This window comes from Actinomadura sp. 6K520 (genome assembly GCF_004349245.1).
Classification (GTDB): domain Bacteria; phylum Actinomycetota; class Actinomycetes; order Streptosporangiales; family Streptosporangiaceae; genus Spirillospora.
Window position 1 is genome coordinate 1 of sequence record NZ_SMLC01000249.1, and the last position, 8,172, is coordinate 8,172.

The window sequence follows — 8,172 nt, forward strand, 5'->3', positions numbered from 1 at the left end:
CCACACCCCCCGCGAACACCCGGCCCCATGGCTCCACCCCGCACACCCCGATAGGCTCGACGATATGAGTGTTCGGCGGGTGATGGGCATCGAGACCGAGTACGGCATCTCCGTACCCGGGCAGCCAGGGGCCAACGCGATGGTGACCTCCTCCCAGGTCGTCAACGCCTACCTCGCGGCATCGGCCGCACGGGCGCGCAGAGCCCGCTGGGACTTCGAAGAGGAGAACCCCCTCCGCGACGCCCGCGGCTTCGACCTCGCCCGCGAAGTCGCCGACCCCACCCAGCTCACCGACGAAGACCTCGGCCTCGCCAACGTCATCCTCACCAACGGCGCCCGCCTCTACGTCGACCACGCCCACCCCGAATACTCCGCCCCCGAATGCACCAACCCCCGCGACGCCGTCATCTGGGACAAGGCCGGAGAACGCGTCATGGCCGACGCCGCACAGCGCGCCGCCATGGTCCCCGGCACCCACCCCATCCAGCTCTACAAGAACAACACCGACAACAAGGGCGCCTCCTACGGCTGCCATGAGAACTACCTCATGCGCCGCGAGACGCCCTTCGCCGACATCGTCCGGCACCTCACCCCCTTCTTCGTCTCCCGCCAGGTCGTCGCGGGCGCCGGCCGCGTCGGCATCGGCGTCGACGGCCGCGGCGACGGCTTCCAGATCAGCCAGCGCGCCGACTTCTTCGAGGTCGAGGTCGGCCTGGAGACCACGCTCAAGCGCCCCATCATCAACACGCGCGACGAACCCCACGCCGACCCCGAGAAGTACCGCCGCCTCCACGTCATCATCGGCGACGCCAACATGGCCGAGCTGTCCACCTACCTCAAGCTCGGCACCACCTCGCTCGTCCTCGCCATGATCGAGGACGGCTTCCTCACCGTCGACCTCTCCGTCGACATGCCCGTCGCGGCCCTGCGGGCCATCTCCCACGACCCGTCCTGCAAGCACCTGCTCACGCTCCGCGACGGCCGCAAGATGACCGCCGTCCAGCTCCAGATGGAGTACCTCGAGCAGTCCCGCAAGTACGTCGAGGACCGCTTCGGCGCCGACGTGGACGAGATGACCAAGGACGTCCTCGACCGCTGGGAATCGGTCCTGCACCGCCTCGGCGAGGACCCCATGCAGCTCTCCCGCGAACTCGACTGGGTCGCCAAGCTCGCCCTCCTGGAGGGCTACCGCAGCCGCGACAACATCGACTGGTCCCACCCGCGCCTGCAGCTCGTCGACCTGCAGTACAGCGACGTCCGCCCCGACAAGGGCCTCTACAACCGCCTCGTGGCCCGCGGCCGGATCGAACGCGTCGTCACCGAGGCGCAGGTCGAGGCCGCCGTCGAGGATCCGCCAGAGGACACCCGCGCCTACTTCCGGGGCCGCTGCCTGCGCCAGTACGCCGACTCCGTCGCGGCCGCCTCCTGGGACTCCGTCATCTTCGACGTCCCGGGCCGCGAGTCCCTGCAGCGCGTCCCCACCCTGGAGCCCCTGCGCGGCACCAAGCAGCACGTCGGGCCCCTCCTGGACCGCTGTCGCACGGCGGCCGACCTGGTGGCCACCCTGACCGGTCAGAGCTGACCCGGACCCGCCGGGCCCGGATGACGCGCGAGTGTCGTCCGGGCTCTTTCATCTGCCCATTGGATAGTGTGACTATCGAGTCCTATCGCACCGCTGACCTGCAGCGACGGGCGAGGTCTCGGTTTCGTGACTGCTATGCCCGTTTCAGTGGGCGGTGGACCGGCGATAACCCGAGCAAGTCCCCGGCCCCCCGGGCACGGCGGCGGGGAAACGGATTTCAAGATCCGCTAACCGCCGAAGATCGGGGATAGGGTCGGAAGGACCGGCAGAGCGGAGGTACGAGATGGCCACGAAGGACACCGGCGGTCAGAAGCAGACCACCCGGCGCACGGAAGAGGTCGAGGAGACCGAGGCCACGACCACCGAGGACGTGCAGGAGCGCCAGGAGGCGCTCACCGACGACGTGGACTCAATTCTGGACGAAATAGACGAAGTTCTCGAAGAGAACGCAGAGGACTTCGTACGCAGCTACGTCCAAAAGGGCGGCGAATGATCCCGGTATGTCCGTTTTAAGCGGAATGTGATCGAGCGTCATTCCAGGACGTTCTCTACATAAGTAAAACGGCCAAAAGTGCATGAGCGAGGCCCGGTAGGGTCTCGCTCATGCATTCGAAAAGATGTCCGGACTGCGGCGAGACCAAGCCCGCCGCAGAGTTCTGGAAATCCAAGGCGTCCAAGGACGGGCTCGCGTACTACTGCAAGCTTTGTTTCGGTCTGCGGAATGGTCGCTCGTATCGGAAAAAGCAGGCTAAACTCGGCAAAGCATCGCGACCCTACCGCAGTTGGTCCGCTGTTCCGGCGGGCATGAAGCACTGCCCTCGCTGCCAGGAGACCAAGTCCGTCGAGGAGTTCGGACGGAATCGGGCCGAAAAGTCGGGACTCACCGCCTACTGCCGTCCCTGTCACTCAGCCGCCAGTCTGGAGACCAGGCGCCGCAACCACGGCAGCGAGCGGAACTACCTTCTGAAGCTGCGCTACGGCGTGACCGAGGAAGAGGTCGAGCGGATGATCGCCGAGCAGGGCGGCATCTGCGTGATCTGCCTCCGGTCGGAGGCGAAGCACGTCGACCACGACCACATGACGGGGCTCGTCCGGCGCATCCTGTGCTTCAAGTGCAACGGCGGGCTCGGCCAGTTCGAGGACGACCCGGAGCGGCTGCGGCTCGCGGCCGAGTACCTGGAACTGGACGGCTCGCACGCGCGGAGGCTGGAACTCGAAACCGGCGCCAGGGTCTTCGGCGGTCCGGAGCGGGTGCGTTCGGATCCTGACTGGCGGAAGAGGTCGGACTCGATCGCGTCCGCGAGGCACTACCACCTTCGGCAGAAGTACGGGATCAACGACGAGGACGCCGGCTGGATGCTGGGGATGCAGGTCGGCCTCTGCGCCGTCTGTTTCGACTTCCCGGCGAAGCATGTCGACCACGACCATGAGACCGGTGCCGTGCGGGGAATCGCGTGCCATGGGTGCAACACCGGGATGGGGCAGCTCCGTGACGACCCGGTCGTTCTCCGCCGCGCGGCGGACTACCTGACGGGCGGCCTGGTCATGTCCGTCCCGGCCTTTGGCGGTGGGACGCGCTTGTCGTTCACCGTCCCGGACGTGGATCCTGCGAAGGTGTCTCACGGCGGCTGGGCGGCCTACCGGGAGGCGGACGGGCGGCACCGCAAAGCGAATCCGCACCTTGGGATGGTGCGGACGGGGCCCGTCTGGGTGGAGTGAGCACGGGGAACGCGTTCTGCGGTTCGCCGTGGGCTGACTTGGCCGGGGATCATGCGGCATGCGCGCGGGCGACCTTGAACAGTAGGGTCGTACTCGTCCGCGCCGGTGGAGGTTGTGAGGGAGCCGGCGCCATGGTGGAGGGAAGGGAGTCGCGTGGCGTCCCACGAATCGCATACCGGGCGTCTGCCGGGGTTGTTTGCGAACCCGGACATGTCGTCGTTCACGGAATTTCTCGGGGCGTACTCGCCGGGTGCGCTGCCGGGTGGGCGGACGCCGCCGGCGTCGCGGGCGGGGGACGACATCCCGCACGGGACGACGATCGTCGCGGTGACCTTCCCCGGCGGCGTGGTGATGGCGGGTGACCGGCGGGCGACCGCGGGGCACGTGATCGCGCAGCGGGACATCGAGAAGGTGTTCCGGGCGGACGAGTTCTCCGCGATCGCGATCGCGGGGACGGCCGGCATCGGCATCGAGATGGTGCGGTTGTTCCAGGTGGAGCTGGAGCACTATGAGAAGCGCGAGGGCCGGACGCTGTCGGTGGAGGGCAAGGCGAACCGGCTGGCGACGATGGTGCGGCAGAACCTGGCGATGGCGATGCAGGGGCTGGCGGTGGTGCCGCTGTTCGCGGGCTATGACGAGGAGCGGGACGAGGGGCGGATCTTCTCGTACGACCCGGCGGGGGGCAGGTACGAGGAGCGGGACTTCCACTCGGTGGGCTCGGGGTCGGTGTTCGCGCGGGGTGCGCTGAAGAAGCTGTACCGGCCGGATCTGTCGGCGGAGGACGCGGGGCTGGTGTGCGTCCAGGCGCTGTACGACGCGGCGGACGACGACTCGGCGACCGGCGGGCCCGATCTGACGCGCCGGATCTTCCCCGTGGTGGCGTCGGTGACGTCGGACGGGTATCGCCGGCTGGGCGAGGACGAGGTGGGCGCGCTGGCGCAGGCCGTCGTCGACGGACGTTACGACTCGCCGGGCGGTCCGACCGCCCCGCTGCGATAGAAGGGATCCAGACCGGTGTCCATGCCGTTCTATGTGTCGCCCGAACAGCAGATGAAGGACAAGGCGGACTACGCGCGGAAGGGTATTTCGCGTGGCCGCAGTGTCGTGGTGCTGCAGTACGACGACGGCATCCTGTTCGTGGCGGACAATCCGTCGCGGGCGCTGCACAAGATCAGTGAGATTTATGACCGGATCGCGTTCGCGGCGGTGGGGAAGTACAACGAGTTCGAGAATCTGCGGCTCGGGGGCGTCCGGTACGCGGACATCAACGGGTACCAGTACGACCGCCGGGACGTGACGGCGCGGGGTCTGGCGAACGTGTACGCGCAGTCGCTGGGGACGATCTTCACGGAGACGAACAAGCCGTACGAGGTGGAGCTGGTCGTCGCGGAGGTGGGCGAGGACGCGGAGACGGACCAGATCTACCGGTTGACGTTCGACGGGTCGGTGGCGGACGAGCACGGCTATGTGGCGATGGGCGGCCAGGCCGATGCGGTGGCGCAGTCGCTGAAGGACGGGTACCGGGAGGGTTCGTCGCTGTCGGACGCGCTGCGGACGGCGGTGCGGGCGCTGGAGGCGCAGGATTCGGACCGGCACCTGGAGGCGACGTCGCTTGAGGTGGCGGTGCTGGACCGTAATCGTGAGCATCGGCTGTTCAAGCGGCTGACGGCGGCGCGGATCGGTGAGCTGCTGGCGGAGAGCGAGGGTGGCGAGCCGGGCGGGAAGGGCGCCGCCGGCGCGGATGCCGGCGACGCGGACGCCGGGTCGGATGCCGGGGCCGAAGAGGACTGAGTCTCCTCGTCCGGGTGCCGCCGTGGCGGTGCGCCGGGCCGGGGACGGGCCCGTCGTGGTGGGTGGTGGTCGCCGCCCCTGCCGTGGCGGGCCTGTCGCGTGTGCGGCGGGGCCTGGTGCGGGGGAACCGGTGGGCGGAGAGACTGCCATGTTGGGGCCGGGCCGCATAGGGTCATGGTGTGGACAGGCGCATCTTCGGGCTTGAGAACGAGTACGGCGTCACCTGTACCTTCCGGGGTCAGCGGCGGTTGTCACCGGACGAGGTGGCGCGCTATCTGTTCCGGAGGGTGGTGTCGTGGGGTCGTAGCAGCAACGTGTTCCTGCGTAATGGGGCGCGGCTCTACCTGGACGTGGGGAGTCATCCGGAGTACGCGACGCCGGAGTGCGACAGCGTCGTCGATCTGGTGACGCATGACAAGGCCGGTGAGCGGATTCTCGAGGGTCTGCTGGTCGATGCCGAGCGGCGGTTGCGCGAGGAGGGCATCGCCGGCGACATCTATCTGTTCAAGAACAACACGGATTCGGCGGGGAACTCGTACGGCTGCCATGAGAATTATCTGGTGGGCCGGCACGGGGAGTTCGGCCGGCTGGCGGATGTGCTGATTCCGTATCTGGTGACGCGGCAGATCATCAGCGGTGCGGGGAAGGTGCTGCAGACGCCGCGCGGGGCGGTGTACTGCGTGTCGCAGCGGGCGGAGCACATCTGGGAGGGTGTGTCGTCGGCGACGACGCGGTCGCGTCCGATCATCAACACGCGGGACGAGCCGCATGCGGACGCGGAGCGGTTCCGGCGGCTGCATGTGATCGTCGGTGACTCGAACATGAGTGAGACGACGATGCTGCTGAAGGTCGGTGCGACCGATCTGGTGCTGCGGATGATCGAGGCCGGCGTGGTGATGCGTGATCTGACGCTGGAGAATCCGATCCGGGCGATCCGCGAGGTCAGCCATGACATGACGGGGCGGCGGAAGGTGCGGCTGGCGAACGGCCGGGAGGCGAGTTCGCTGGAGATCCAGCAGGAGTACTTCGGGAAGGCGCGCGATTTCGTGGACGCGCGCGGCGGGGACGCGACGGCGAAGCGGGTGCTGGAGCTGTGGGAGCGGACGCTGCGGGCGGTGGAGACGGGTGATCTGGATCTGGTCGAGCGTGAGATCGACTGGGTGACGAAGTACAAGCTGATCGAGCGGTACCGGCGGAAGTACGATCTGCCGCTGTCGTCGCCGCGTGTGGCGCAGCTGGATCTGACGTATCACGATGTGCATCGTGAGCGGGGTCTGTACTACCTGCTGGAGAAGCGCGGGGCGGTGGACCGGGTCACGCGGGATCTGGACATCTTCGAGGCGAAGTCGGTGCCGCCGCAGACGACGCGGGCGCGGCTGCGGGGTGAGTTCATCCGGAAGGCGCAGGAGAAGCGGCGTGATTTCACGGTGGACTGGGTCCATCTGAAGTTGAACGATCAGGCGCAGCGGACGGTGCTGTGCAAGGATCCGTTCCGGTCGGTGGACGAGCGGGTGGACAAGCTGATCGCGGGGATGTGAGCCGGCGGCCGGCTGCTGCGGCCGGGCCGGTCGTGTTGTGCGACCTCGGCCTACCGGTGGGTCACTTGGGCGGTAGGGTGAGCGCGCAGTAGCGCTCACCCCCGCGGAGGACCCTCGTATGCGTCGTGTCCGGTTGCTGCTCCTGGTCGTCGTGCTCGCCGCGCCGTTCGCCCTGTCGGGGTGCTGGGGCGGCGGCGGGCCGGACGTGACGGTGCGGGGCGATTTCGGGCAGCTGCCCGAGGTGGAGTTCCCGAAGGGCGGCCCGGGGGAGTCGTTCGCGGTGGAGACGCTGAAGGAGGGCGAGGGGTCGGCGGCCCGCAAGGGTGATCTGGTGGTGGCCGACTATGTGGGCTACCGGTGGAGTGACTCCGGGCGGAAGCTGCTGGCGAGCAGTTATTCGAAGGGGAGTCCGGGGGCGTTCCCGACGGGGCAGCTGGTGCCGGGGCTGACGAAGGCGCTGGAGGGTGCGCGTCCGGGGTCGCGTGTGGTGGCGCGGATCCCGCCGAAGGAGGGCTTCGGTGAGAAGGGCGATCCGAAGCATCAGGTGGGCGGGGACGACACGCTGGTGTACGTGCTGGACGTGCGGGCGGTGTACGCGAAGGCGGCGGGGCCGCGCGGGGAGCGGGAGGCTCCGCTGGACGAGCCGGGGCTGCCGAAGGTGGCGGAGGCGTCGGCGGGGCAGGTGCCGCGGGTGACGGTGCCGCGTGCGGCGGCGCCGCGGAGGCTGCAGGTGCGGACGCTGGTGCGGGGCGGTGGCCCTGCGGTGCGGAAGGGCCAGCTGCTGGCGTTGCAGTACGCGGGGTATTTCTGGCGTGACGGGAAGGCGTTCAACTCGTCGTGGTCGGAGGGGCATCCGGCGGCGGTGACGATCGGGACCGGCCAGGTGATGAAGGGCTGGGACCAGGGCCTGGTGGGGCAGCGGGTGGGGAGCCGCGTGCTGCTGGTGGTGCCTCCGTCGCTGGGGTACGGGCAGAAGGGCCTGGCGCAGTTCGGGATCAAGGGGAGCGACACGCTGGTGTTCGTGGTGGACCTCCTGGGCGCCCACTGACGGTGCGGTGCTGAGGGTGCCGTGCTGACGGTGCCGCGCTGGCGGGTGCCCGGCTGGGCGGGCGGGTCCGGCGCGTCGTTCTAAGTCGTACCCTCGTTGTTCTTAGAATGGCGGGGTGGAGGACATCGACGCGATCGCGCTGCTGCAGGATCCGGTGCGGCGGCGGCTGTACGAGTTCGTGGCGGCGCAGGGCCGCGAGGTGGGGCGCAACGAGGCGGCGGAGGCGGCGGGGGTCGCGCGGACGCTGGCGGCGTTCCATCTGGACAGGCTGGTGGACGCGGGGCTGCTGGAGGCGGGCAGCAGGCGGCTCACGGGGCGTTCGGGGCCGGGCGCGGGGCGTCCGGCGAAGGTGTACCGGCGGTCGCCGGGGGAGCGGGGCGTGTCGGTGCCGGCGCGTGACTACCGGACGGCGGCCGGGCTGCTGGCGGAGGCGGCGGAGACGGCGGGCCTGGACGTGGAGGTGCGGGACGCGGCGCGGCGGCGCGTCCCGCACC

Annotated in this window: 7 protein-coding genes and 1 pseudogene; all 8 read left to right on the top strand. The window is 69.1% G+C overall.

The genetic code is table 11. From position 1 onward, the window contains the following. Positions 1-64 precede the first annotated feature (64 nt). Positions 65-1,582: a depupylase/deamidase Dop gene (gene dop / locus E1289_RS34665; RefSeq protein ID WP_207929342.1), complete on the top strand. Its 1,518-nt coding sequence runs from the start codon at positions 65-67 to the stop codon at positions 1,580-1,582. 283 nt (positions 1,583-1,865) lie between these two features. Next, positions 1,866-2,075, top strand: a complete 210-nt coding sequence (locus tag E1289_RS34670) for a ubiquitin-like protein Pup (RefSeq protein ID WP_131987926.1) — start codon at positions 1,866-1,868, stop codon at positions 2,073-2,075. A gap of 311 nt (positions 2,076-2,386) precedes the next feature. Then, the gene (locus tag E1289_RS34675) at positions 2,387-3,301 is read left to right on the top strand and encodes an endonuclease VII domain-containing protein (protein WP_131987928.1); all 915 of its coding nucleotides are present in this window, start codon (positions 2,387-2,389) and stop codon (positions 3,299-3,301) included. Between the two features lie 210 nt (positions 3,302-3,511). Then, positions 3,512-4,300, top strand: a complete 789-nt coding sequence (gene prcB / locus E1289_RS34680) for a proteasome subunit beta (RefSeq protein ID WP_131987930.1) — start codon at positions 3,512-3,514, stop codon at positions 4,298-4,300. A gap of 21 nt (positions 4,301-4,321) precedes the next feature. After that, a complete protein-coding gene (prcA, locus tag E1289_RS34685; protein ID WP_131987936.1) occupies positions 4,322-5,092 on the top strand; it encodes a proteasome subunit alpha in 771 nt (256 codons plus the stop codon). Positions 5,093-5,271: 179 nt separating this feature from the next. After that, positions 5,272-6,630, top strand: coding sequence for a Pup--protein ligase (gene pafA, locus E1289_RS34690; RefSeq protein ID WP_131956632.1), 1,359 nt, complete (start codon positions 5,272-5,274; stop codon positions 6,628-6,630). Between the two features lie 118 nt (positions 6,631-6,748). Next, on the top strand, positions 6,749-7,678 hold the full coding sequence (locus tag E1289_RS34695; protein WP_131987932.1) for an FKBP-type peptidyl-prolyl cis-trans isomerase: 930 nt from the start codon (positions 6,749-6,751) through the stop codon (positions 7,676-7,678). Positions 7,679-7,793: 115 nt separating this feature from the next. After that, positions 7,794-8,172, top strand: a pseudogene (locus tag E1289_RS34700) (transcriptional regulator); the annotation flags it as partial.

Coding starts and splice junctions, on each gene's coding strand:
- prcA (WP_131987936.1), top strand. CDS start 4,322: ATGCCGTTCTATGTGTCGCCCGAACAGCAGATGAAGGACAAGGCGGAC.
- E1289_RS34695 (WP_131987932.1), top strand. CDS start 6,749: ATGCGTCGTGTCCGGTTGCTGCTCCTGGTCGTCGTGCTCGCCGCGCCG.
- E1289_RS34675 (WP_131987928.1), top strand. CDS start 2,387: ATGAAGCACTGCCCTCGCTGCCAGGAGACCAAGTCCGTCGAGGAGTTC.
- E1289_RS34670 (WP_131987926.1), top strand. CDS start 1,866: ATGGCCACGAAGGACACCGGCGGTCAGAAGCAGACCACCCGGCGCACG.
- dop (WP_207929342.1), top strand. CDS start 65: ATGAGTGTTCGGCGGGTGATGGGCATCGAGACCGAGTACGGCATCTCC.
- prcB (WP_131987930.1), top strand. CDS start 3,512: ATGTCGTCGTTCACGGAATTTCTCGGGGCGTACTCGCCGGGTGCGCTG.